This is a genomic window from Exercitatus varius, from assembly GCF_029577735.1.
GTDB lineage: Bacteria > Pseudomonadota > Gammaproteobacteria > Enterobacterales > Pasteurellaceae > Exercitatus > Exercitatus varius.
This window is the reverse complement of record NZ_JARQTO010000010.1, coordinates 1-26994: the sequence shown is the minus strand read 5'-3', so window position 1 is coordinate 26994 and position 26994 is coordinate 1. Positions and strand designations below refer to the sequence as shown.

The 26994-nt window shown below is 47.7% G+C and carries 17 protein-coding genes and 1 riboswitch; of the genes, 12 read left to right on the top strand and 5 right to left on the bottom strand.

All coding sequences use genetic code 11. The features are described from left to right. Positions 1–6 precede the first annotated feature (6 nt). The 4 genes from infB to P7M01_RS08100 all read left to right on the top strand — a co-directional run bounded on the left by infB (position 7) and on the right by P7M01_RS08100 (position 5167). Positions 7–2520 (top strand): translation initiation factor IF-2, encoded by a 2514-nt coding sequence (gene infB / locus P7M01_RS08115; RefSeq protein WP_202937740.1) that lies wholly within the window; start codon positions 7–9, stop codon positions 2518–2520. 399 nt (positions 2521–2919) lie between these two features. Further along, complete coding sequence (rbfA, locus tag P7M01_RS08110; RefSeq protein WP_202937739.1) at positions 2920–3309, top strand: 30S ribosome-binding factor RbfA; 390 nt, start codon at positions 2920–2922, stop codon at positions 3307–3309. Beyond that, positions 3309–4256 (top strand): tRNA pseudouridine(55) synthase TruB, encoded by a 948-nt coding sequence (truB, locus tag P7M01_RS08105; RefSeq protein WP_317483509.1) that lies wholly within the window; start codon positions 3309–3311, stop codon positions 4254–4256. Before rbfA ends, truB begins: the two co-directional genes overlap by 1 nt. 2 nt (positions 4257–4258) lie before the next feature. Then, complete coding sequence (locus P7M01_RS08100; RefSeq protein WP_317483508.1) at positions 4259–5167, top strand: hypothetical protein; 909 nt, start codon at positions 4259–4261, stop codon at positions 5165–5167. A gap of 15 nt (positions 5168–5182) precedes the next feature. Here the strand turns inward: P7M01_RS08100 and tilS are convergent, their stop codons facing one another. From tilS to P7M01_RS08080, 4 genes are all read right to left on the bottom strand, one after another. Beyond that, a complete protein-coding gene (tilS, locus tag P7M01_RS08095) occupies positions 5183–6466 on the bottom strand; it encodes a tRNA lysidine(34) synthetase TilS (protein WP_317483507.1) in 1284 nt (427 codons plus the stop codon). Positions 6467–6540: 74 nt separating this feature from the next. Further along, positions 6541–7401: a pyridoxal kinase PdxY gene (gene pdxY, locus P7M01_RS08090; protein WP_317483506.1), complete on the bottom strand. Its 861-nt coding sequence runs from the start codon at positions 7399–7401 to the stop codon at positions 6541–6543. A gap of 96 nt (positions 7402–7497) precedes the next feature. Continuing rightward, positions 7498–8451: an acetyl-CoA carboxylase carboxyl transferase subunit alpha gene (gene accA / locus P7M01_RS08085; protein ID WP_317477695.1), complete on the bottom strand. Its 954-nt coding sequence runs from the start codon at positions 8449–8451 to the stop codon at positions 7498–7500. A 119-nt stretch (positions 8452–8570) separates the two neighbouring features. Further along, positions 8571–9191, bottom strand: a complete 621-nt coding sequence (locus P7M01_RS08080) for a DUF1919 domain-containing protein (protein ID WP_317477694.1) — start codon at positions 9189–9191, stop codon at positions 8571–8573. A gap of 97 nt (positions 9192–9288) precedes the next feature. Continuing rightward, positions 9289–9397: riboswitch (TPP riboswitch) on the top strand. Positions 9398–9473: 76 nt separating this feature from the next. On the opposite strand from P7M01_RS08080, the gene thiB reads away from it, so the two are divergent. From thiB to P7M01_RS08055, 5 genes are read left to right on the top strand one after another with little or no spacing between them, the layout of a single operon-like run. Then, positions 9474–10484 carry a thiamine ABC transporter substrate binding subunit gene (gene thiB, locus P7M01_RS08075; RefSeq protein WP_317483505.1) on the top strand — a complete coding sequence of 337 codons (1011 nt, stop codon included), beginning with the start codon at positions 9474–9476 and terminating at the stop codon, positions 10482–10484. Then, a complete protein-coding gene (gene thiP, locus P7M01_RS08070) occupies positions 10484–12094 on the top strand; it encodes a thiamine/thiamine pyrophosphate ABC transporter permease ThiP (protein WP_317483540.1) in 1611 nt (536 codons plus the stop codon). Before thiB ends, thiP begins: the two co-directional genes overlap by 1 nt. Beyond that, the gene (gene thiQ / locus P7M01_RS08065) at positions 12087–12716 is read left to right on the top strand and encodes a thiamine ABC transporter ATP-binding protein (protein ID WP_317483504.1); all 630 of its coding nucleotides are present in this window, start codon (positions 12087–12089) and stop codon (positions 12714–12716) included. Before thiP ends, thiQ begins: the two co-directional genes overlap by 8 nt. A 35-nt stretch (positions 12717–12751) precedes the next feature. After that, positions 12752–13768 carry a biotin synthase BioB gene (gene bioB / locus P7M01_RS08060; protein WP_317483503.1) on the top strand — a complete coding sequence of 339 codons (1017 nt, stop codon included), beginning with the start codon at positions 12752–12754 and terminating at the stop codon, positions 13766–13768. A gap of 48 nt (positions 13769–13816) precedes the next feature. Then, positions 13817–14179 (top strand): DUF488 domain-containing protein, encoded by a 363-nt coding sequence (locus tag P7M01_RS08055; protein WP_317475177.1) that lies wholly within the window; start codon positions 13817–13819, stop codon positions 14177–14179. Positions 14180–14219: 40 nt separating this feature from the next. Here P7M01_RS08055 and P7M01_RS08050 read toward each other — a convergent pair whose 3' ends face one another. Next, the gene (locus P7M01_RS08050; RefSeq protein ID WP_317475178.1) at positions 14220–14822 is read right to left on the bottom strand and encodes a peroxiredoxin C; all 603 of its coding nucleotides are present in this window, start codon (positions 14820–14822) and stop codon (positions 14220–14222) included. Between the two features lie 150 nt (positions 14823–14972). Between P7M01_RS08050 and metC the strand changes: the two genes are divergently transcribed. From metC to P7M01_RS08035, 3 genes are all read left to right on the top strand, one after another. Next, on the top strand, positions 14973–16166 hold the full coding sequence (gene metC / locus P7M01_RS08045) for a cystathionine beta-lyase (RefSeq protein ID WP_317483502.1): 1194 nt from the start codon (positions 14973–14975) through the stop codon (positions 16164–16166). A gap of 539 nt (positions 16167–16705) precedes the next feature. Continuing rightward, positions 16706–17791, top strand: a complete 1086-nt coding sequence (locus tag P7M01_RS08040; RefSeq protein WP_317483501.1) for a porin — start codon at positions 16706–16708, stop codon at positions 17789–17791. Between the two features lie 493 nt (positions 17792–18284). Next, positions 18285–26994 (top strand): ESPR-type extended signal peptide-containing protein (locus P7M01_RS08035; RefSeq protein WP_317486336.1); only part of this gene is annotated, 8710 nt, incomplete at its 3' end.

The window sequence follows — 26994 nt, the reverse complement described above, 5'->3', positions numbered from 1 at the left end:
CAGAATATGACAGAAAAAGAACAAAATGCGGAAAACGCACCAAAAAAACTGAGTTTAAAACGGCGCGAAAAAACTACGGTCAGCGCAACGACCGCAGGCGGAAAAGCGAAAGCGGTTCAAGTTGAAGTCCGCAAATCCCGTAAAATCGATACCGAAGCGGCAATCAGAGAGGCGGAAGCGGCAAAATTGAAAGCACAGGAAGAAGCCGAGGCAAGAGCCAAGGCGGAAGCCGAAAAAGCGGAGCAAGCGAAAGCGGAAAAAGCCGCCGCACAAAAAGCCCAGGAAAAAGCGGCTAAACCGGCAAAAGAAGAAGTGAAACCGGAAAAAAGTGCGGTCGTAAAAACGGCAGATCCTGAAAAAGAAAAACGTAAAGCGGAAGAAGCGGAACTTCGTCGTAAAGCGGAAGAATTAGCCCGCCAAAAAGCGGAAGAACAAGCCCGTAAAGCGGCGGAAGACGCAAAACGCTATGCCGAAGCGGCTGCGGATAATGTTGACAATCATAATGATTCGGATGATTTTTCCGATTACCATTTAACTTCAAGCTATGCCCGCGAAGCGGAAGACGAAGACAACCGCCGTCGTGAAAGCCATGCTCGTACCGGTAAAAATAAAGTAACCAAAGCGAAAAAAGGCGGTCGTGACGATAACGGGTCGAAAGATGAGCGCAATGCGGATCGTCGCAATCAAAAAGACGTGAGAGGCAAAGGTAAACAAGGCAAAAAAAGCAGTGCTTTGCAACAAGCTTTCACCAAACCGGCTCAGGTCGTGAAAAGCGATGTGGTGATTGGTGAAACCGTTACCGTCGCGGAATTAGCGAATAAAATGGCAATAAAAGCGACGGAAATCATTAAAACCATGATGAAAATGGGCGAAATGGTGACCATCAACCAAGTGCTTGATCAGGAAACCGCCCAATTAGTCGCGGAAGAGCTCGGTCATAAAGTGATCCTGCGCAAAGAAAACGAACTTGAAGAAGCGGTATTGGAAGATCGTGACGTAAATGCCGAGAAAGTACAACGCGCGCCGGTAGTGACCATTATGGGACACGTTGACCACGGTAAAACCTCGTTGCTTGACTATATCCGTAAGGCGAAAGTGGCGGCGGGCGAAGCCGGCGGAATTACCCAACACATCGGTGCATATCACGTTGAAACCAACGGTAAAATGATTACCTTCTTAGACACACCGGGACACGCCGCATTTACCTCAATGCGCGCACGCGGTGCGAAAGCGACGGATATCGTGGTATTGGTTGTGGCGGCGGATGACGGTGTCATGCCGCAAACCATTGAAGCAATCCAACATGCGAAAGCGGCGGGCGTGCCGATTGTCGTTGCGGTGAATAAAATCGATAAACCGGAAGCCAATCCGGATCGTGTCGAACAGGAATTGCTGCAATATGACGTGGTGGCGGAAAAATTCGGCGGCGACGTACAGTTTGTGTATGTTTCCGCTAAAAAAGGAACCGGCGTGGACGACTTGCTTGACGCCATCCTGTTGCAATCCGAAGTGCTTGAATTGACAGCCGTGAAAGACGGCATGGCAAGCGGTGTCGTGATTGAATCCTACCTGGATAAAGGCCGCGGCCCGGTGGCGACTATTTTGGTTCAGTCCGGCACATTGAAACGCGGCGATATCGTACTTTGCGGTTTTGAATTCGGCCGCGTTCGTGCGATGCGCGACGAAGACGGTAAAGACGTCGATGAAGCGGGTCCGTCTATTCCTGTGGAAGTGCTGGGTCTTTCCGGCGTGCCGGCGGCGGGTGACGAAGCGACCGTCGTACGCGACGAGAAAAAAGCCCGAGAAGTGGCGTTATACCGTCAGGGTAAATTCCGCGAAGTGAAACTTGCCCGTCAGCAAAAAGCGAAACTGGAAAATATGTTCAGCAACATGAACGAAGGCGATGTGGCGGAATTGAACGTGATTGTAAAAGCCGACGTTCAAGGCTCGGTGGAAGCTATCGTCCAAGCGTTACAGGAACTTTCAACGGATGAAGTAAAAGTGAAAGTGGTCGGTTCCGGTGTGGGCGGTATCACGGAAACGGATGCCACTTTAGCGGCCGCCTCAAATGCGATTATGGTTGGCTTTAACGTTCGTGCGGACGCTTCGGCTCGTCGTGTGATTGAAAATGAAAATATCGATTTACGTTATTATTCAATCATTTACGAACTGCTCAACGAAATTAAAGCGGCGATGAGCGGTATGTTGCAGCCTGAATTCAAACAGGAAATTATCGGTTTGGCCGAAGTACGCGACGTATTCCGTCATCCGAAATTCGGTGCGATTGCCGGTTGTATGGTGACGGAAGGCGTGGTGAAACGTAACAACCCAATCCGCGTATTGCGCGACAACGTGGTAATTTTTGAAGGCGAATTGGAATCTCTACGCCGCTTCAAAGACGACGTAAACGAAGTACGTAACGGTATGGAATGCGGTATCGGCGTGAAAAACTACAACGATGTGAAAGTCGGCGACCAGATCGAAGTATTTGAAGTGGTGGAGGTTAAACGTTCGATTTAATTAAACGTTTTTACCTGTTATAACGCGCCAATCTCAAAAAGTAGCGGCCAGATTTTTCGATTTTTATGAAAAAAACTTCGAAAAATCTGACCGCACTTTGTCAAATGGAGCGACTAAACGCTAGCGATGACCGAATATAAATTGTATTTTCTTATAAAATTCACTTTATATTTTGGCGTTAAAAGTGCGGTCGAGTTTTGCGGAGTTTTTTATTCCGGCGTCCGGCCGTTTTATTCAAAACCTATCAAAATGCGTTGCTTAATTGTTATAGGATGTTCGATGAAACCCGCAAAAGGAGAGTGGTCAACTTAGCGGTAAGATTAGAATATTAAGGCTAATTAGGATATAATCACGCCGATTTTTGAGGCGAAATTCGCCTTTTGTTTTTTGGGAGAGAAGATGAGTAGAGAATTTTCAAGAGCCGACCGCGTAGCGCAGGAACTGCAAAAAGAGGTGGCGATCATTTTACAGCGCGAAGTGAAAGATCCGCGTATCGGCATGGTGACGGTATCCGACGTAGAGGTTTCTAGAGATTTAGCCTATGCCAAAATTTTCGTAACGTTCCTGTTTGATAGCGATCCGGAAGCGATTAAGCAAGGCATGAAAGGCTTGGAAAAAGCTTCGCCTTATATTCGTAGTCTGTTAGGCAAAGCCATGCGTTTACGTATCGTGCCGGAACTGCGTTTTGTCTACGACGAATCTTTGGTGGAAGGCATGCGGATGTCGAACCTGGTGTCAAGCGTGATTAAAAACGACGAAGCGAAGCACGTGGCGGAAGATAGCGAATAATGGGCGGACGACCGAAGAAAAAAGGACGTGATGTGCACGGCGTATTTTTGCTGGATAAGCCGCAAGGCCTGTCGAGCAATGACGTCATGCAGAAGGTAAAACGTCTTTTTCAGGCGAACAAAGCCGGCCATACGGGCGCATTGGATCCGCTTGCTACCGGCATGTTGCCGATTTGTTTGGGCGAAGCGACAAAATTTTCCCAGTTCTTGTTGGATGCGGACAAGCGCTATGTGGTGACGGCAAAATTAGGCGAACGCACCGATACTTCCGATGCGGAAGGGCGGATTGTGGCAAGCCGACCGGTCAACGTAAAAACAGCGGAAATTTTGACCGCACTTTCTGCTTTTCGCGGCGATTTAATGCAAGTGCCGACCATGTTTTCCGCGCTGAAACATCAGGGCAAACCGCTTTACGAATATGCCCGCGCCGGCGTGACGGTGGAACGGCAGGCTCGTCCGATAACGATTTTTGAGCTGAAATTTATTGAGTACAACGCCCCGTTTTTAACGCTGGAAGTGCATTGTTCCAAAGGCACTTATATTCGCACTTTGATTGACGATTTAGGCGAACGGCTCGGTTGCGGCGCTCACGTCAGCATGCTGCGGCGCACCGCGGTTTCCGATTATCCGAGCGACAAAATGCTCACCTTGGAGGCCCTTCAACAGCTTGCGGAAGCGGGCAATTTGCGCCGGCTCGACGCGCTTTTATTGCCGCCGGACAGCGCCGTATCCAAATTACCTTCCCTGTTTTTGACGGAACGACAGACGCAAGCTGTGGGCTTCGGGCAACGGGTTCGGTTTGACAATGCGGAAAAAATTTACGGGCAAGTGCGGTTGTTTTCAGCCGAGAAGTTATTTCTGGGCGTAGCGGAAATTCATCAGGACAATGTGATTCGTCCGGCCCGAATGGTAAATCGGGATAAGGTCAAGGACGGCGGAGAAGATTGAAAATGGACATTAATAACGGCGTCATTATCGGCGGTGCGACGGGATATAAACCTGAGCGGGTGGAAATTTTCCTGAAAAGTTTGAACCTTGCGCAGTTCAAAGGCAAAGTCATTTTACTGGTTTATGAATCCGATCTTGCCGAATACGAGCGCTTTTATCCGCCGTCGGCGTTCGGATTTGAACTTATCTATCGGATTAGTCGGATAGGATTGGCGCGCCGCGTTCGTTGGTATCGAACTTTTAAGCCGTTAATCAATCGACTGTTTGAGCGCTTATACCGCACTAATCGTCACAAAAAGGCTGAATTGTTGAAAAAATTTGCCTATCCGCACGTTTCTCGTTTTTTTGAATTTCTGCAATGTCTGGAACAGTTGCCCGAAACGGAATTTGTGATGCTGACGGATACGCGCGACGTGTATTTTCAGCAACATCCGTTCCGGCAGATTCGAAACGGGTTGTATTTGGGAATCGAAAATCCGGCGGTCACGTTAGCGCAGGACAGCTACAGTACCGGCTGGATTCGCGATGTTTACGGCGAAAAAGTGCTGTCGGAGATCGGTTCGAACCCGATTTGTTGTGCCGGCGTCACGCTCGGCGATTATCAATCGGTGCGGGATTATCTGCATACCATGCTGAACGAATTCCTGGATTTGCCTTATACCGTCATGGCGAAATCCAATTACGATCAGGGCATTCATAACCGCTTGCTTTATGCGAATCGTTTTGCCCGAGCAATCCGTTGTCTGCCGCAGAGTTCCGTGATTTCCACGGTCGGCTTATTTAATTATACGGATTTGACCTTTAATGATGCCCATGAGTTGTTGCTGACGGACGGTTCGAAAGCCACTGTTATCCATCAGTACGATCGCCATAAAGATTGGGAAGAGCGGGTCAGACGGCAATTTCTCTGATATTTGTCGAAACGGTTAAAAAACGTTAAAAAAACCGACCGCACTTTTCAGTTCTCCGTCCATAAAAATCAACGGAATGCGCGTGCGCTGCCAAGGCGGCACGCCGTGTTTCTGCCAGACTTTCTTAATATCCCGATTGACATCCTGATCATGCAATTTCACTTTACCGGCGTAACCGAATCCTACGCGGATTTCCTGTTCGCCGAGCGGCAAATCCGCGTAATATCGCTGCCCGTCGGTTTGCCAAAGTGCGGTCAGATTTTGGGCTGTTTTTGTCAGCCGCAATTGCCCTAAATTATCGGGCAAATCCACCGTTTCATTGAGAGCCAGAATCGCCCGGAAATTCGTCACATCGGCATAATGGGGCGTCAGATACAAGCGATTTTGATATCGGCGAATTACCCGTTCGCCCAGCACGAATTGAGGATTGGCGTCGGGTTTGGCAAACACTACGTCTCGAATCAGTTGCGTCAGTTGCGTTTTTTCCGGCATGGGCGCGCGGCATTCCGTCAGCCACATGCGCAATAAGGCGTTTTGTTTGTTGGGGCGGTAATCGGCAAAGTCGGAAAGCGCAAAAGTGCGGTCGATTTTACGATAGTTTTTTTCGAATTCCGGAGTTAGTAATTCCCGAATCAGCTGGTCCTGTTCGTAACAATGCTGAGCTGAACGGCTGACCGCAGAATCGAAGTCCGGCCAGCGCCGGCGTAATTCCGGCAGAATCCGATTACGCAGAAAATTGCGATCGTAGCGGTTGTCGTGGTTGCTATCGTCTTCAATCCAGTCCAGCGATTGCGCGCGCAAATAATCTTCCAGTTCGGCTTTACGGAACGAAAGCAACGGCCGGAAAATCGGCATATCGTACAAACGGCTTTCCCGTTGCATGGCGCTCAGCCCTTTAATGCCGCTGCCGCGTTTTAAAGCCAGGAAAAAGGTTTCCGTTTGATCCTGCAAATGGTGCGCGGTGGCAACGATTTCATCGGCGTGCCGGAGACGTTGAATCGCCGCATAACGGGCTTCTCGCGCCCCTTGTTCAATGCCGTTTTTCGCGTCCACCGTCACTCGTTCGATAATCAACGGAATATCCAGTTTTTCACAAATCCGTCGGCAATGTGCGGACCAGGCGTCCGCTGCGGCATGAAGTCCGTGATGAATATGAACGGCGCGCAACCGTAAGTGCGGTCGATTTTGGCGGGATTTTGCAAATAAAGCCAGCAAGGCGGTGGAATCGGCGCCGCCGCTGAACGCAATCAAATAACGGGAATGCTGCAGTTGGGCTTGGAATTCGGAAACTAAACTCATAACATTGACCTGCGAGCGATTGGAACGGACCGGCGGAAAACGACGGGCTAATCGCCCGCCTTTTATTTCGTCGATTAAGCGATTTTTTCCGCTTTATACTGAATTTTCGGCGCCATAATGGCATGGCGGGCTTCGATTAATTGCAATTCGTACGAATTCAGCTTGTGGGTGATTTCCATGACGTCGTTTACCGCATTACCTGTTAATTCGAAAGCTTCCAGCTCGGATTTGCCGTTCAGCAGGTTGGCTAAGAATAAGCCGGCAATTAAATCGCCGACTCCCACCGGATCCTTGGCGAAAGGATAGAGCGGACGGGACAGACACCAAACGCCCTGTGAGTTAGCCATTAACATATCGAATTTACCGGCATATTTACCGGCGGAACCCAAATGTTTCACAATGACGGTTTTCGGCCCTCTGGTTAACAGATGCTGCGCGGCGATAACCGCTTGCTCGAAATTGTTGACTTGCATTCCGCTTAATTCGCGCAGTTCCAACAGATTCGGCGTAATAATGTCCGCCTGAGGCAACGCAATCTCGATTAGGCCTTCGCGCACGCCGTCTGCTACCACGCAACCTTTTTCCGCGCTGCCCATTACCGGATCGCATAAATAAACGGCATTGGCATTGCGGGCTTTAACCTGATGAGACACCTTAACGATTTCCGCCACCTGATCGGCAGAACCGATATAACCGGAAAGCACCGCATCGCAATTTTTAAGTTCGCCGATGGCGTCAATGCCGTTGACGATTTCAGCCATTTGTTGATGGGGAATGACCATCCCCGTCCATTTTCCGTATTGGGTGTGGTTGGAAAATTGCACGGTATTTAATGCCCATACGTCAATGCCGTTTAACTGCATCGGGAAGGTTGCCGATTTATTGCCGGCGTAACCGAATACGACGTGAGATTGAATGGATAAAACGTTTTTCATCAAGTTGCCTCAATAGATAGCGCAGGCTAATCAGCCCGTTATATACAGATAAAAACGGTGGAACCTTTGTTCCACTGGAATTCGGAAAATGATCGATTAACAATAACCGTAAGACATCAGACGTTGGTAACGACGATCGAGTAGATCATCTTTGTCCAGTACGTCTAAATCGTCTAAGTCGCTCAGCAAGCGGGCTTTTAAATTTTGTGCCATTTCCGTGTAATTACGGTGCGCGCCGCCCAAAGGTTCCGCCACGATATTGTCGATTAAATCCAGTTCTTTCAGGCGTTCTGCGGTTAAGCCCATGACTTCCGCCGCGGTTGAAGCTTTTTCCGCGCTTTTCCATAAAATGGATGCGCAGCCTTCCGGTGAAATCACGGAGTAAGTGGAATATTGCAACATATTGACTTTGTCGCCTACGCCGATTGCCAACGCGCCGCCGGAACCGCCTTCGCCGATTACGGTACAGATGATCGGCACGGTTAAGGTTGACATTTCACGCAGGTTGCGGGCGATGGCTTCAGCCTGTCCGCGTTCTTCCGCGCCCACGCCGGGATAGGCTCCCGGGGTGTCGATAAACGTGATAATCGGCAATTTGAAGCGTTCCGCCATTTCCATTAAACGTAACGCTTTACGATAACCTTCCGGCGCCGGCATGCCGAAGTTGCGCAGTACTTTTTCTTTGGTCGTGCGGCCTTTCTGATGTCCGATGACCATCACCGGGCGTCCGTCTAAGCGAGCCAACCCGCCCACAATGGCTTTGTCGTCGGCAAAGGCGCGATCGCCCGCCAGTTCTTCGAATTCGGTGAAAATATGTTGGATGTAATCCAGCGTGTAAGGACGGTTTGGATGGCGGGCCATGCGGGAAATTTGCCATGCATCTAAATTAGCGAAGGTTTTTTTGGTCAGTTCTTCGCTTTTTTTCTGCAGGCGTTTGATCTCGTCATCAAGATTAATTTCGTTATCCTGACCGGAAACGGCGCGCAGGGATTCAATTTTCGCTTCTAACTCGGCGATGGGTAATTCAAAATCCAGGTATTCTTGGCTCATTTTTGTTTCCTAAAACTAGCATAAATCGGACCGCACTTTAGCAAGAAATTTTCCGTCGTGCAAACTTGTGGGCTATTCTATGCGTTTTTGATAAAAATTGCAGTAATTTTGTCGCTGGTTTAACCATGATTTCGGTTAAACCACGCCACATAATCGAATTGATCGTAATATTTTTGGCCGAACCAGCCGGAGAATTCAAATAAATCGCCCACTTCAGACTGATTTTCAAAACCGCGGATATGATAAGCGGAAGCGAATTGCGGATAAGCTTTGTGCGTGAAAATCACTTTGTTCGGATAAGGCAACGCATCGAAATCCGCGATGTTTTGCTGCGTGCAACCATCGCGATCCGTCATCATCACAAACAGATTATCCCAATCGATACGGGTTGAACGGCTCAGCCATTTTTCGCGCGCTTCCCGTTCGGAATGATAATGCACAAAGTAAAGTCGAATATCGTCCAGTTTGGCCACGGGATAAGGCTTATCCGTCTGTTCGAAAACCGGTTCGGTTTGCTGATAATGACGGGGATTTTGCAAATAACGGATAAAATCCGCCGGCTCCAGATATAAATTCACGAAAGGCGAACGGAACGCTTCCTTTAAATCGTGCAGAATCAGCGCGCCGTTGCAATTACTGGCAATCACCGACATGCGGTGATTGGTTAATCGTCGTTGTAATTTTTTGTTAATCGCAAGGCGAAACAGTCGGTTTGAAATTTTACGTAAAGTGGCTAGCATGTTTTTCTCCTGTTACGGTTGGGATTTTAGAAGCAAAATTCCGTCGCTGCAAACGGATTATTGCTTGCGTATCGACGAATGAAGATTTACACTCGGCATGTTCTCATCGGGGTGCTTGCCGCGGCGACAGCCGGAAAAAGCTGAGAAAATACCCGTAGAACCTGAACTGATTAATATCTGCGTAGGGATTTGAGAAACGTCAATTTGTTGAAAAACAGTCTAAAATTTGACCGCACTTAAATTCCTTTGTTGTTTGCAAAATGCTTGCCAAAGGATTTTTTTATGCTTAAAAAGCTCATTATTTTTTCACTGCTTTCCGTTTTTGCATTTTCCGCGTTGAATGCCGCCGCCAATGCGCCGTTACAGGTTTATACGGAAGAATTTTTCGGCGCGGACTGGGGCCCGGGCGGCGAGGTGAAAGCCAGTTTTGAACGGGCTTATCCTCAATGCCGAGTGAATTATCAAGTCTTTGACGGACGCAACACCATGCTGAACCGCCTGCGTTTGGAAGGCAAAAAGACCAAAGCCGATGTGGTGGTGGGATTGGATAATTTTCAGTTCGACGCGGCGGAAAAAACGGGATTATTTGAAAAAACTTCAATAAATTTGACCGCACTTTCTCTGCCGTTCAGCTGGAAGAATCAAAGATTTATTCCTTATGAATTCGGGCGGTTCGCCTTTATTTACGATAAAAACAAACTGAAAAATCCCCCGCAAAGCCTGAAAGAACTGGTGGAGCGACAGGATTTGCGCGTGATTTATCAGGATCCGCGCACCAGCAGCATGGGGCGCGGTTTTGTGGTCTGGATGAACGCCGTTTATCCGCCGGAGCAAATCCAAACCGCGTGGCAGCGGCTTGCAAAACACACGGTGACGGTGGGCAAAGGCTGGACGGAAACCTACGGCGCCTTTTTGAAAGGCGAAGCGGATGTGGTGTTCAGCCATAATACCTCGCCGATTTATCATTTGCTGAAAGATAGGCAGGATCAGTACGTCGCCGCACAATTTAACGGCGACGGTCTATACCAGTTCGACACGGCGGCGAAGATTGCCGGTAAAAATCATGCCTGTGCCGATGATTTTATTGGCTTTCTGCTTTCGGCCGAGGCGCAGAAAATCATCATTTCGAAAAACGTCATGTTATCGTCGATTTCCACGCCAATCGAACCGCCTTTTGATCAATTAAAGGCGGAAACCTTAAAGGCTAATCCGACGGCGCAAACGTTATCCGTGCCGACGGACGCGACGGTTAAGCAATGGATTGAAGTTTGGCAAACAAGTCTGAGCCGTTAATGAACGCTTTTTTTCTGAAATTACGCCGCTTGCGACCGCGTCATTATGCGGGCGGCGTTTGCGTATTGGTGTTTTTACTGGCGTTTTACGGCGGCAGCTTGAATGCGGTGTTTTCGGCGGGAGAAACGCCGTTGCGGCAGCTATGGCAAAACTTGTGGCAGGACGCCTATTTGAAACGGATTTTGTGGTTCAGTTTTATGCAGGCGGGTTTGTCCGCCTTGCTGTCGGTAATATTCGGTATCTTGTTCGCCCGGGCGGTTTTTTATCAGCATTTTCGCGGCAAAAAGATTTTACTGCGTTTGTTCTCGCTGACATTTGTGCTGCCTTCGCTGGCGGCGGTTTTCGGTTTACTGGGCGTGTACGGCGCGTCGGGCTGGCTGGCGCAGGTTTGTCGTTTTTTCCAGTTAAATTGGCAACCGGATATTTACGGTTTGCCGGGCATTTTACTTGCGCATGTGTTTTTTAATCTGCCTTTGGCGGCGCGACTGTTTTTGCAAAGCTATCAAGCCGTTTCCAATCAGCAGCGACAACTTGCCGCGCAGTTGGGCATTCGCGGCTGGCAGTTTATTCGTTTGATTGAACTGTCGTATTTGCGACAACAGATTTTTCCGGCTTTTGTTCTGATTTTTATGCTGTGCTTTACCAGCTTTGCTATTGTGCTTACCCTCGGCGGCGGACCGAAATACAGTACCCTGGAAGTCGCGATTTATCAGGCGATAACTTTCGATTTTGATCTCGCTAAAGCGGCGTTGTACGCTTCGTTGCAGATTGTGTTTTGTTTATTGCTGTTCGCCTTCGGCAATCTGGCGGAGAAAATGCCGGAAGGGCAGTTGCACCAACGCGAAACCTGGTTGGCGCGACAATCAAGTGCGGTCAAATTTTGGCAAGTTTTTGTGATTATTGTCGCGACTTTGTTTATTGCTTTGCCGTTGGGCAATATCGTAGCCGGCGCGCTGTTTTCCCAACAGTTTTTTAGCGCCTGGCAGAATCCTCAACTGTGGCGTGCCATGGGTTATTCTTTTGCCATCGCGCCGCTTTCCGCCCTTATTTCATTGCTGGCGGCGACCGCGCTTTTGCAGTTTGCTCGGCAGTTAAACTGGTTATATTTGCCGTTTTTTGCCCGGATTTTTATGAACGTCGGCATGCTGATTCTGGCGGTTCCGACGCTGGTGCTGGCGGTCGGTTTGTTTTTACGGCTGCAAACGCTGGATTTCGGCACGGCGCATTTATTTGTTATTGTGGTGATCTGTAACGCCTTAACCGCTTTGCCTTTTGTGATTCGTATTTTATCCGTGCCCATGAACAATAACATGCAATATTATGAAAATCTGTGCCAATCGCTGGATATTCGGGGTTGGCGGCGGTTTCGTTTGATTGAATGGCATCATCTTGCGGCACCTGTGAAATATGCTTTTGCGCTGGCAACGGCGTTATCTTTGGGCGATTTCACCGCAATCGCCTTATTCGGCGGACAGGATTTTACGTCGCTGCCTTATTTGCTGTATCGGCAGCTGGGCAGTTATCGCGGCGAGGAAGCCGCCGTTACGGCTTTCCTGCTGTTATTGGTGTGTGCCGGTTTATTTTTGACGCTAGAAAAGCAACATGATTAATTTAAAACAAGTTATCTTTCGATATAAAGACATGACCATGCAATTTGATTTGCATGTTCGCCCGCGGGAAAAAGTTGCCGTGGTCGGCGCCAGCGGCGCGGGGAAATCCACTTTGCTGAATCTGATCGCCGGCTTTGAATTGCCGGAATCCGGTGAAATTTGGTTGAACGGCGAAAATCAAACTTATCTGGAACCTCATCAACGCCCGGTTTCCATGCTGTTTCAGGAAAATAATCTGTTTCCTCATTTAACCGTGGAACAAAATATCGCGCTTGGCCTGAAACCGGGATTCGACCTGAACGAACGGGAGCGGCAGCTTGTTCGACAGGCGGCAAGTGCGGTGGGTTTGGACGCATTTTTAAGCCGTAAACCTACCGCACTTTCCGGCGGGCAAAAGCAACGAGTGGCGTTGGCGCGCTGTCTGTTGCGGGACAAGCCGATTTTACTGCTGGACGAACCTTTTTCATCTCTGGATCCCGAATTGCGGTTGGAAATGCTGGATTTATTGGATAAACTTTGTACGGAAAAACAATTGACCATGTTGATGGTCACGCATCAACCGAATGAATTAAAAGGGCGAATTGACCGCATTTTAACCGTAGAACTCGGGCGGCTACTTTAATTCGGGAAAATATAACTTATTGATAAGGAACGACAATGGAAACAACATTACAGCTTTATTCGGTCACACCTCATCCGCAGGTGGAATATTGGTCGGTTTGTAAAGTGGAGGCGCTGTTTGAAACGCCGTTTTTGGAGTTAATTCACCGTGCGGCTTTGGTGCATCGCGAAAACTTTAATCCGCAAGCCATTCAGCTTTCGACTTTAATGTCCATTAAAACCGGCGGATGCCCCGAAGATTGCGGTTATTGCCCGCAATCCGCCCGTTATCACACCGGCGTGCAAAAGCAGGCTTTATTGAATGTTGAAGAGATTGTTGAAAAAGCCAAAATCGCTAAATCCCGCGGCGCCAATCGGTTTTGTATGGGCGCAGCATGGCGCGGGCCGAAGCCGAAAGACATTGCCAAAATGACGGAAATTATCAAAGCGGTGAAAGAGTTAGGGCTGGAAACCTGCGGCACTTTCGGCTTATTGGAAGACGGCATGGCGGAAGATCTGAAAGAAGCGGGCTTGGATTATTACAATCACAATATCGATACCGCGCCGGAACATTATAAAAAAGTGATTGGCACGAGAGATTTCGATGATCGCTTGAGTACTTTGGGCAAAGTACGCAAAGCGGGATTAAAAGTCTGTTGCGGCGGAATTATCGGCATGAACGAGAACCGCAAAGAACGGGCCGGTTTTATCGCCAGCCTGGCCAATTTGGATCCGCAGCCGGAATCGGTGCCGATTAACCAATTGGTGAAAGTGGAGGGAACGCCTTTAGCGGATGCGGAAGCGCTGGACTGGACGGAATTCGTCCGCACGATAGCCGTAGCCCGAATTACCATGCCGAAAAGCTATGTGCGATTGTCCGCTGGTCGTCAGGGTATGTCGGAAGAAATGCAGGCAATGTGTTTTATGGCGGGTGCGAATTCCATTTTTTACGGCGATAAATTATTGGTCACCGGCAATATGGAAGAGGATTTCGACCAAATCCTAATGGCTAAATTGGATCTGGAACCGGAAACGGCGGAAAACCGCTATGTTTCGGAACCTTCTCAGCGATAAAAGTGCGGTCGGATTTTTTCATGTTTTTTGAAATTAGGAGGAAGCGCAATGTTTAAAGTTCAACGTATTTATGATTTCAATCCGACGGAACAGGATTGCGCCGTATTTGTGGATCGGCTTTATCCGCGCGGCGTCACAAAAGAAAAATTTGCGCGCTGCCGTTGGTTGAAAGAGGTTTGTCCGAGCCATGAATTGCGCAAGTTCTATCACGAAAATCCGCAGACAAATTATCCGGAATTCGTCCGGCTTTATCGGTTGGAATTAGGCAACGCCCCGCAACAACAGGCGTTGGCGACGTTGAAACAATTAGAAAAAAGCCGTTCGCAAGTGACGCTGCTGACCGCCGTGAAAGATGTGGAACACAGCCATATTCCCGTGTTATTACAGGCCTTAGCGGATTTTACCGAATAAAAAAAGCCACACGACGGTGTGGCTTAAACGTTGCTGACAATTACAGTTTGTCGGCATTTTGTTTCAAGTATTTCGCTACGCCTTCAGGATTGTCTTTCATTCCTTCTTTGCCTTTTTCCCATTGAGCCGGGCAAACTTCGCCGTGTTCTTCATGGAATTGTAACGCGTCGACCATACGCAGCATTTCGTCAATGTTACGGCCTAATGGCAGATCGTTCACCACTTGGTGACGCACTACGCCGTTGGCGTCGATTAAGAATGAAGCGCGTAACGCCACGCCGGCTTCCGGATGTTCGATACCGTACGCTTTGGCGATTTCGTGTTTGGTGTCCGCCGCTAATGCGTATTTAACCGGGCCGATACCGCCTTGATCAACTGGTGTGTTACGCCATGCGTTGTGGCTGTATTGTGAGTCGATAGACACGCCCACCACTTCTACGCCGCGTTTTTGGAATTCTGCGTAACGGTGATCGAATGCGATTAATTCGGATGGGCAAACGAAAGTAAAATCTAACGGATAGAAGAAAATTACCGCAGGCTTGCCGGCAATGTGTTTTTTGAAGTTGAAGTTTTCAACGATTTCGCCGTTGCCTAAAACTGCGGCTGAGGTAAAATCCGGTGCTTGACGAGTTACTAATACCATGTTTAATCTCCTAAAGTGGATTGAGGGAAAAACTTTTGCAAAAATTCAAATCTGTTGCAAAATAACGAAAAAATTGTAAAAAAATCGCCCGCACTTTTACAGTCGATTTTATCTATTAAATTAATCAATTATATCTAACAGGAAGTCATTATGTCGGAAAAACAGTCGTTAGCCACTACATTAGTGCATGCCGGTCGCAATAAACGTGTCTGCCGGGGCGCGGTAAATCCCGTGGTGCAACGGGCGTCGTCTTTAGTGTTCGAAAATCTGGCGCAAAAGAAAGAAGCCACCGTTAACCGCGCCAAACAGGCGTTGTTTTACGGGCGTCGCGGCACCTTAACGCATTTTGCGTTGCAGGATTTAATGTGCGAAATGGAAGGCGGCGCGGGTTGTTATCTTTATCCTTGCGGCGCGGCGGCGGCCAGCAATGCGATTTTAGCTTTCGTGCAATCCGGCGATAACGTTCTGATGACGGGCGCCGCCTATGAGCCGACGCAGGATTTTTGTAACAAAATTCTGAGCAAAATGGGGGTGACCACCACTTATTATGATCCGATGGCCGGCGTGAAAATCGCCGAATTGGTGCGACCAAATACCAAAGTTTTATTTTTGGAAAGCCCGAGTTCGCTCACTTTTGAGGTGCCCGATGTGCCGAATATCGTCAAAGCGGTGCGTAAGATTAATCCGGAAATTGTGATTATGATTGATAACACCTGGGCAGGCGGCATTTTATTTAAAGCGCTGGAGCACGATATCGACATTTCCATTCAGGCGGGCACCAAATATTTGGTGGGCCATTCCGATGTGATGATTGGTACCGCCGTATCCAACGCCCGTTGTTGGGATCAGTTGCGGGAAAATTCCTATTTGATGGGACAAATGGTGGACGCCGACACCGCTTACACCACCGCGCGCGGCATTCGTTCCCTTGCCGTGCGTTTCAAACAACACACCGAAAGCGGCATTAAAGTGGCAAAATGGCTGGCCGAACAACCGGAAGTGAAGGCGGTTTATCATCCCGCTTTGCCAAGCTGTCCGGGACATGAGTTTTTTATGCGGGATTTCACCGGTTCCGCCGGTTTGTTCTCCTTTGAATTAAAGGAAAAATTAAGCCGCGAGCAACTGTCCGCATTCATGGATCACTTCGAACTGTTTACCATGGCATATTCCTGGGGTGGCTTTGAAAGCCTGATTTTATGCAATCAACCGGAAGAAATAAAAAAAATCCGTCCGAATATTGACCGCACTTTAAGCGGAACCTTAATTCGCCTGCATATCGGATTTGAAGATGCGGATGAATTAATTGCCGATTTAAAAGCGGGATTCGAACGTTTAAAATCTTAAATCGGATCGCATAATGAAAAACAAGGAACGGCACCCACCGTTCCTTGAATTCAGGTTTTCTAGCCTCGCCCTTGAGCGATATGGAGTAGAAGAATAATCAATCATTTTAAAAGCGGTTTTATTGCACCCTTACAATAAATTAAACGTAAAGATCTACTTAGTGGCCCGCCAGGCTTACAAACCGGCGGACGGCTAATGCAGATCTGTCTGCCATGCGAATCGCGAACCTTATAAAAAGCTATACAAATGAATAGTTTTTATTGTTTTTATAACCAGTTAAATATTGATTATTTTTCATTTTTCCTTTCCTGCTGAATCGTTCCATTCGATCTAAAGCTGTGCAAAAAATAATCAAAAATCTGCAAAAAATGTGATCTCGATCAGAAAAATAAAAATTACTTGTGTTTTTTTGATTGACATATGCATATGATCTTTGGCAATATCCGAGCTGCTTAAATATTAAGCGTGTTTGACTTTTCCCGTATGGGAAAGTTCAAAATGAGTTGTACTAAAAATAAATTCTGATAAGGAATTAAATTATGAAAAAGACATTAGTAGCATTAGCAGTCGCTGCAGCCGCAGTGGCAAGCACAGCAAACGCCGCAGTTGTTTATGAACAAGACGGTGCAAAAGTTGAATTAAGCGGTTCATTCCGTGCTTTCTTAGGTAAAGTCGGTGATGGACGCGGTGACTTAAAAAATGATGGTTCACGTATTATCGTGAAAGCAAGTCAAGATTTAGGTAACGGTTTATCCGCATTTGCCGGTTATCAAATTCGTTTCGAAGAAGAAGCGTATAAAACAAAAAACAGAGGTTCTGACAGTGACTTCGGTGATCCGACAACTCGCGAATTATATGCCGGTCTGAAACATGCGGACGTAGGTGCGTTAAGTTTTGGTCGTCAAAACACCACCGGTGATGATGTATTACAGGATGCAACATACTACCGTTCCGGTGAATACGGTATCTTAACTACCCGTTCAGATAAATCCGTGAAATTTAAATCTGCAGAATGGAACGGTTTCAGCTTCGGTGCTGACTACTTATTCGGTCATAGCAATACCGAAGTGGATCCTAATGTAGCAGGCACAACAGAATATAAAAACGGTTACGGTTTAACCGCTTTCTACCACTATGATTTTGCCGAAGATAACAAATTAGAATTTGCGGCAGGTTATACGCAAGATAATTACGATGATGTTTCATACTCAAATGATTCAGTAGGCAAAAACAAAGCTTGGTTAGTACATGGTAGCTGGACATATGGCCCACTTTATTTAGCATTGAACTACGGTCAATATAAAAATGAAGTGAGTGATGCTTATACTCAGTTCCGTACTGGTCAACGTGTAGAAGCTGGTACTAAAGGTCGTTACGCAATGGTTGACGCTCGTTATCAATTCTCTGAACCGTCTGCTGTATTTGCACAATGGGAACGTAAAGATACTCGTTCTGAAGCAACCGGTAATACAACAGAAATTGCTAACCGCTACCAAGTCGGTGTGGATTACAAATTACACAAAAATGTTGTGACATACGCAATGTATGAACAAGAACGTATTAAAGACGACGCTGGTACAGAAAAAGACAACATCTACGGTGTTGGTTTACGCGTATTCTTCTAATCTTCGGATTAGTTAACCTCATAAAAAACCCGATCTTAGGATCGGGTTTTTGTTTTTATGATCATGCCAAATAGTGGGAATCTTTTTATAGGAGAATGCTATTCACTTCCGTATTACTTTCTAACATTTCTGCAGCTCTATACTATTCCCCATAAAAATAGTCTAAAGTGCGGTCAAAAAATGACATGTTTTTTGACCCTGCAGGAAAGCGCGACGATAATTTGCTTCTACATTGCGATGCCGAAATTCTTCTATTTATTAAATTGTTTTTTAACCCTAAATGGGTATAAATAAAGCCGTGTTTTTACATTTGTTTACACTAGCTCAACAAAATTGAGAAAATTTAAACAAAAATTGCTTAAAAGCTTACAAATAGGCTTGCATATAGGCAGGTTTTGCCTGATAATGCCGCCGATTTGTAGTATAGCTGTAAACTTTACTTTTTCAGGTTTTAGCCTGAATTAATATTTCACATTTTTATAAGGGGCCATTCATGAATCACATTTATAAAGTCATTTGGAACAAAACCACCCAATCTTTAGTTGTTGTTTCCGAATTAGCCGCCAGCCGGAGTAAAACCAAATCCTCTAAGCGTAGAGCAAAAAAAATCACTCAGGAAACCATTGAATTATTCACTAAGACTGTCGGAACATTAACTCTTGGTTCTGCAGTCTTAAGCTCCGCGCCTGTCGTTTTAGCAGTCGGTGCCGCCGCTATATTTAAGCCTTCCCAAGCCGAAGCGTATGTTAATAATGCCAGTTATGCTACGGCATCAAATTATTCTGTTGCTATCGGGGCGAATACATCGGCTAATTACCGCGCTAGTGCAATGGGCGGTGAATCCGTTGCCATCGGGGGAAGAGCGAATTCCAGCGGATTTCAAACATTAGCTATAGGAACAAACACGACAGCCAGCGGTGATCAGTCGATCACCATCGGCTCCGATGTTAAAGCAACAGGTTATTCTTCTATTGCTATAGGTTCGGATGATCTTGACCAAATAGCAGGTCAAACAATTGCAGGATATTATGTTCCTTCCGGTTATACCGCAACACATGCGGCGGCTGCAGGTGCCATCGTATTGGGAGCCCGTTCTGTCGCTTCCGGCAGATTATCCACTATTTTGGGTTCGCTCTCTACTGCCAGCGCCGACGGTGCAACAGTTTTAGGTTCAGGTTCTAATGCCTCCGGTCAGTCCTCAACCATAGTGGGGTTTAATTCTACCGCCTCGGCGGCTAATGCGACGGTCGTCGGCTCATTTTCCGTAGCTAATGCCAGTAACGCAATTGCTATCGGTACAAATTCTACTGCGAACGGTACAGGCGCTCTTGCTTTTGGGCAAAATGCAATCTCTTCAGGAGTAAATTCTGTCGCAATGGGCGCTACTGCCAATGCAACGGCTGACGGTGCAATAGCTATAGGTGACGATTCTCGGGCAACCAATAAAGATGCCTTGGCTCAAGGGAAAAATACCCGTGCAAGCGGTAACGGCAGTACGGCAGTGGGTAATTCAGCCAAAGCTTTAGCGAATTCGTCCACGGCGCTGGGTAATAATGCAAACGCAAGTCAACAATTTAGTACGGCGTTGGGAACAGGCTCCAAAGCTTCGGAAAGCGCTACTGCAGTAGGTAACGATGCCAACGCTTCCGGTTTTGCCTCTTTTGCTGCGGCTTTGAATGCAACTGCTTCGGGTTATGCCGCCAATGCCATCGGATTTAACTCTGTTTCTTCCGGTATGGCATCTTTAGCAGCCGGCTATAACGCAACGACTAACGGTACGAATGCGTTGGCAATTGGTTCGTCCGCGCAAGCTCTGGCTAATAATGCTATTTCTATCGGTACGGGCAATATCGTTTCAGGTGAAAATTCCGGTGCAATTGGTGATCCGACTTATGTAACGGGTTATGGTACTTATAGTATTGGTAACAACAATGGCTGGGTGACAGGTAATAACTCAGGTGTATTCGGCAATAATAACTCTTTAACCAGCGATGAAACACGTGTCATTGGTAACAACAATACTATTGCGGCGGACAATACGGTTGCAATGGGTAATAATATTACCGTTCTTAATTCAGGAGCAATTAACTCCATCGTTATCGGTGAATCCGCACATACGGAAAGTGCTAATGCAACGGCTATCGGTGTAAGTTCTAACGCATCAGCCGAAAGTTCTGTTTCTATTGGTACAAATTCTAATGCGGTAACTGAAAATACTACGGCAATCGGGAATAAGGCTTATGCTCAGGGTTATAATTCAACTGCAATCGGTATGAATGCAAGCACATGGGAAAATAATGGCGTAGCTATTGGTTCTTATGCAAATGCGACCGGAGTAAGTGCAATTTCAGTCGGTACAAATTCTATTGCCACGGAGACCGGTTCTGCTGCATACGGTATGAACGCTAATGCAAGTAATGTTAATGCTTTAGCAATCGGTACGGGTACGCAGGCAAAAAGCCGGGATTCTGTTGCTATCGGTAATCAGTCTGTTTCAGCTGAAGTACGTGGAGTAGCAATCGGTACTAACGCTAATGTGGCTTCGGCAGCAGATGACGGCATTGCAATCGGTACGAATGCTGTGGCAAACGGTAAACAGGCGATTGCAGCAGGTCTGAATGCTTCGGCAACTGCAAATAATACTGTTGCGATCGGTTCTGCCGCAAAAGCTAGCGGTGATAGTTCCTTCTCCGGTGGTGTAAATTCAAATGCCTCAGGTGACAGTTCAACAGCTGTGGGTGTGAATGCTCAGGCAACAAAATCAGCTGCTGTGGCGTTAGGTAGTGAAGCTAAGGCTTTGAGCGACAGCACGATTGCAATCGGTAACCGTGCAAATGCAAATGCACAAAGTGCAGTCGCTGTGGGTGAAAATTCTAATGCAACCGGTAATTTCTCAACAGCATTGGGTGATACTACAACGGCATCCGGTCTTCGTTCAGTTGCTGTTGGTATTGACGCAAATGCTACAGCAACCAATGCTGTGGCTGTAGGCGATAGTGCTTTTGCCGGTTCACAAGGTGCCTTAGCCTTAGGTTTTGGAGCTCAGGCAAATTCGGCTCATTCTGTAGCTTTAGGTGAAGGTTCAATTGCAACTGCAGGAGTAGATACCGACAGTGCGACTGTGAACGGACTAACTTATGGCGGCTTTGCTGGTTCGCATGTAAATTCTACTCTTTCCGTAGGTCATGATAATCAGTACCGCCAAATCCAAAAAGTTGCGGCAGGTCAGGTAACGGCAACTTCTACGGATGCAATTAACGGTAGCCAGCTTTATGCTACTCAGGGTGTGATCGGCAATGTGGCTAAATCTGTTGTAGATAATTTTGGCGGAAATGCGGCAGTTGACGGAAACGGTACTGTCACATTCACTAATATCGGTGGCACCGGTGAAGATAATATTAACGATGCTATTGCCGCGGCTAAAACCGAAGTGAAAGGCGGTACTAACATTGCCGGAGTAACCGAAACCAAAGGTGCTAATAATCAAACCGTTTATACTGTGAATGCAAACGGTACGACCATCAGCAACGGTTCGGGCGCTGTAACTATTAATGCAACGTCTGCCGGTAATAACATAACGAATTATGCTGTAGATCTGAGTCAGAAAACGAAAAACGACATCCAGCAAGGCGTAGACGCCAATACCACCGTAAACAGCAAAGGCATCACCTTTGCGGCGGACAGCGGTACGGCGACGGAACGCAAACTGGGCGAAACCTTGACGGTAAACGGTGACGGCGACTTAATCAACACCACCGCCTCCGCCGGTAAACTTGAAGTGGCGGCGACGGATAAATTGAAAGACGCAGTGACGAACGCCACCAGCGCATTGCAGTCCGTGGTAACCCAAATCGACGGTAAGGATGTGAAAACCCTGAACAAAGCGGACAATAAAGCGAACTTTGTAAGCGGCGACAATATCAGCCTGACGAATGACGGACAGGGCGGTATTAAGGTTGCGACTAAAGACAACGTGACATTCACCACAGTAAATGCCACTACTTTTAACGCGGGCGATGTCAGCATCAGCAGCAACGGCATCAACGCGGGCGGCAAAACGGTGACTAACGTCGCGAACGGTACAAAAGACAGTGATGCGGTGAATTTAAGCCAGTTAAACGCGACCAATGCGAACGTAGCGAATAATGCGCAGAATATTACCAATAATGCGAACAACATCAGCAATAACACCAAAGCGATAGCGAACAACACGCAAAATATCACCACCAACGCAAACAATATTGCGGCTAATACGGCAGCGATAAAACAAGGCTTTAACATCGGTGCGGATAATGGTAACGATGATAACGTTCAGTTAGGTGAGACGGTTAACTACAACGGCGACAGCAATATTATCACGACAGTGAGTAATAATGCGATTGCGTTCGCCTTGAATAGCAGTATTGCCGTAGATAACGTCACGGTGAACGACACCTTCAAAGCAGGCGATGTGACCATCAACAACAACGGTATTGATGCGGGTAACCACGCCATCACCAATGTAACGGCGGGAACTAACGCAACGGATGCGGTGAACGTGGCTCAATTAAACGCCAGCCAATCTTCCGTGAAAGCGGGCGATAACGTAAACGTGATATCGGCTAAAGATGCGAACGGCACGGTGTACACAGTGAACGCCAATACGTCCACGGTGAGCAACGGCTCGGATAAAGTAACGGTGACGAAGACAAACGCGGGCAATCACACCAGCAACTACGCGGTGGATTTAAGCGACGCGGCGAAATCTTCATTAACGAAAGCGGACAGCGCGTTACAAAGCCTGACTACCAGCGCGGACGGTAATCAAGCGCAAACCTTAAATCAAGAGAATAGCAACGCCAACTTTATTTCCGGTAACAACATCCAGCTTACACCGTCGGCCAACGGCATTACCGTGGCGACCAAAGCGGACGTAACTTTCACCAACGTCACGGCGACTAACGTTAACGGCAACACCGTTACCATCGGTTCGGGTGCGAACACCACCACCCTAACTTCTACCGCAGAAGGCCTGGATGTGGGCGGTGATAAATTGACCAACATTTCGGCGGGCACCAATAAAACCGACGCGGTGAACTTAGGTCAATTGGAAAAATATATCGGTGACAACTCCTACAACTGGAATCTGTCTGACGGTACGACCAGCAATGCGGTCGCGGATAACAGCACCGTGGCGATCAAAGGTTCGGCCAACGCAGACAGCGCAAAAACGGCCGGAATTGTGACCGCACTTGACGGCACCAATGTGTCTGTCGATTTAAGCGAACAAACCAAGTCCGACATCCAACAAGGTGTGAATGCCAATACTACGGTGAACAAAGGCTTTAACATCGGTGCGGATAATGGTAACGATGATAACGTTCAGTTAGGTGAGACGGTTAATTACAATGGTGACAGCAACATTATCACGACAGTGACTGATAATGCGATTGCGTTCGCCTTGAATAGCAGTATTGCCGTAGATAACGTCACGGTGAATAACACCTTCAAAGCGGGCGATGTGACCATTAACAACAGCGGTATTGATGCGGGCAACCACACTATCACCAATGTGACGGCGGGAACTAACGCAACGGATGCGGTGAACTTAGGTCAATTAAATGCCAGCAAGTCGCAAGTGAAATCGGGCGATAATACGGAAGTTACATCAACCTCGGATGCGAACGGCACGGTGTACACAGTGAACGCCAATACGTCCACGGTAAGTAACGGTTCGGATAAAGTGACGGTCACGAAGACAGACGCGGGAAATCATACCCGCAACTATGCAGTAGACTTAAGTCAGTCTGCGAAAGACTCATTGACGAAAGCGGATAGCGCGTTACAAAGCTGGACGGCGCAAGTAAACGGCGCGGAAGCGAAAGTGGTGAATCAAACCAGCAACACGGTGAACTTTGTAAACGGCACCAATACGGTGGTGAGCGCGGACGCAAATGGCAATATTAGCGTATCGACGGCGGAGAACGTCACGTTCAATACGGTAAACGCCAGCACCTTCAACGCGGGTGATGTCACCATCAACAACAACGGTATTAATGCGGGCAACCACACGATTACCAATGTCGCGAACGGTACAAAAGACAGCGATGCGGTGAACTTCAGTCAGTTAAACGCAACCAATGCGAACGTGACGAATAATGCGCAGAATATTACCAACAATACTAATGCCATCAACAAAGGGATTAACTTCGGTAACGGCACCAGTGCGAACAACTTTGCTTTGGGTAGCACTATCAACGTGAAGCCGTCCGACAGCAATCTGGTTGTGAAGACGGTAGCAGACGGGGTTGAACTGGCATTAGCGGACAGCATTGCGGTAAGTAATGTAACGGTCAACGACACCTTCAAAGCAGGTGACGTGACCATCAACAGCGCCGGTATTGATGCGGGCAACCACGCCATCACCAATGTAACGGCGGGAACTAACGCAACAGATGCGGTGAACTTAGGTCAATTGGAAAAATATATCGGTGACAACTCCTACAACTGGAATCTGTCTGACGGTACGACCAGCAATGCGGTCGCGGATAACAGCACCGTGGCGATCAAAGGTTCGGCCAATGCAGACAGCGCAAAAACGGCCGGAATTGTGACCGCACTTGACGGCACCAATGTATCTGTCGATTTAAGCGAACAAACCAAGTCTGACATCCAGCAAGGCGTGGACGCTAATACCACCGTAAACAACAAAGGTATCACCTTTGGGGCGGACAGCGGTACGGCGACGGAACGCAAACTGGGTGAAACCCTGACGGTAAACGGTGACGGAGACTTAATCAACACCACCGCCTCTGCAGGTAAAATCGAAGTGGCGGCAACAGACAAGCTGAAAAACGCAGTAACGAACGCTACCAGCGCGTTGCAGTCCGTGGTAACGCAGATCGACGGTAAGGATGTGAAAACCCTGAACAAAGCGGACAACAAAGCGAACTTTGTAAGCGGTGACAATATCAGTCTGACTGATGACGGACAGGGCGGTATTAAGATTGCGACCAAAGAGAACGTCACGTTCAATACGGTAAATGCCAGCACCTTCAACGCAGGTGATGTCAGCATCAGCAGCAACGGCATCAACGCGGGCGGCAAAACGGTAACTAATGTCGCGAACGGTACGCAAGACAGCGATGCGGTGAATTTAAGTCAGTTAAACGCCACCAATACGAACGTGGCGAATAATGCGCAGAATATTACCAATAATGCGAATAACATTACCAACAATACTAATGCCATCAACAAAGGCATTAACTTCGGTAACGGTACCAAAGCGAACAATTTCGCTTTGGGTAGCACTATCAATGTAACCTCAGACAGCAATCTGGTGGTTAGCACGGTGACGGACGGAGTAAAACTGACGTTAGCCGACAGCATTGCTGTGGGTAATGTAACGGTCAACGACACCTTCAAAGCGGGCGATGTGACTATCAACAGCGCCGGTATCGATGCGGGCAACCACGCCATCACCAATGTGACGGCGGGAACTAACGCAACGGATGCGGTGAATGTGGCGCAGTTGGAAGCGAATACTACCCGTTACTATTCTGTAAATTCAACCGCAACCGGCAACCGTAAGAACGACGGCGCAACCGGTGCAAATGCAATGGCGGCGGGGGCAAATGCAACGGCTTCCGGCGATAATGCTACGGCGATCGGCCAGGGTACGAAGGCTAATAGCGCGGCGGCGATTGCTATCGGTAATAACGCAAATGCAACGTCAAGTAGCAATGACAGCGTGATTGCTATCGGTAATAATGCGCAATCGACCGGCTCTTACAGTATTGCTGTGGGAACTAATTCCGTAGCAAGTAATACTTGGTCAATGGCAATGGGTATTTCCGCCAAGGCGACCGGTGATTATGCAACAGGTCTGGGCTCTAACGCACAAGCCACCGCACAATGGACAACAGCCCTTGGTGCGGGTGCAAATGCAACGGAATCAGCGGCGACAGCGGTAGGTTCAAATGCAACGGCGGGTGCAGACGGTGCAACGGTTATCGGCTATAACTCTAGTGTAACCGGTGCTAACACCACAGCATTAGGTAATAACATTAATGTGAGTACCGAAGGATCGGTTGTATTAGGTAATAATTCCGCAGCGGCAACGGCAACTACCGAAACAGCGGCAACGGTTAACAATCTGACCTATTCAGATTTTGCCGGCGCCGGTAATGTTGCGGCGGGTGACTATGTGAGCGTCGGTTCTGCCGGTCAGGAACGACAAATTAAATATGTCGCACCGGGTAATATCTCTGCAACTTCAACCGATGCCATCAACGGTAGCCAGCTTTATGCAACTAACCGAGTGTTAGGCAATGTGGCAAACTCCGTGGTGAATAATTTCGGTGGTAATGCGGCGGTTGATTCTAACGGTAATGTTACATTTACTGATATTGGCGGTACGGGTGAAACCACGATTCACGATGCAATCAAAAACGTTTCTGACGTAGCTAATACCGGTTGGAATGTTCAAACAAACGGCGATACCGCAACTAAAGTAGCACCGGGAGATACCGTACAGTTTAAAGATGGTAAAAACATCAAGATTACCCGTACGGACAAAGACATCACCGTAGCAACCGCTGATGATGTGAGCTTCAATAGTATTAATACAAGTACGTTGACTGCGGGTCCTGTGACTATCAATAGTAATGGTATTGATGCGGGTAGCCAAAAAATTACCAATGTAGCAACAGGTACTAATGGTACCGATGCGGTTAACTTAGACCAGTTGAACCAGACTATCTCTGCAAGTGCATACAACTGGAATATTTCAGATGGTACGAATACTGCTGATGTTCCGGATAACGGCACGGTAGCGGTGAAAGGTTCGGCGAATGCGGATAGCGCGAATATATCAGGTATCGTCACAACATTAGACGGCACCAATGTTTCAGTGGATTTAAGTGACAAAGCGAAAGATTCATTGGGTAAAGCGGATACTGCCATCCAAACGTTAACCACCAGTGCGGACGGTAAGCTTGCTCAGACGCTGAATAAAGATGACAATAATGCGAACTTTACCTCAGGTAAAAACATCGTGTTAACGCCATCTGCGACAGGAATTGCGATTGCCACGGCGGATAACGTCACGTTTACTACTGTGAATGCAACGACTTTCAATGCGGGTGATGTAGTGGTAAGTGAAGACGGTATTAATGCCGGCAATAAGACCATTACCAATGTGGCAGCAGGTCAAAACGGTACCG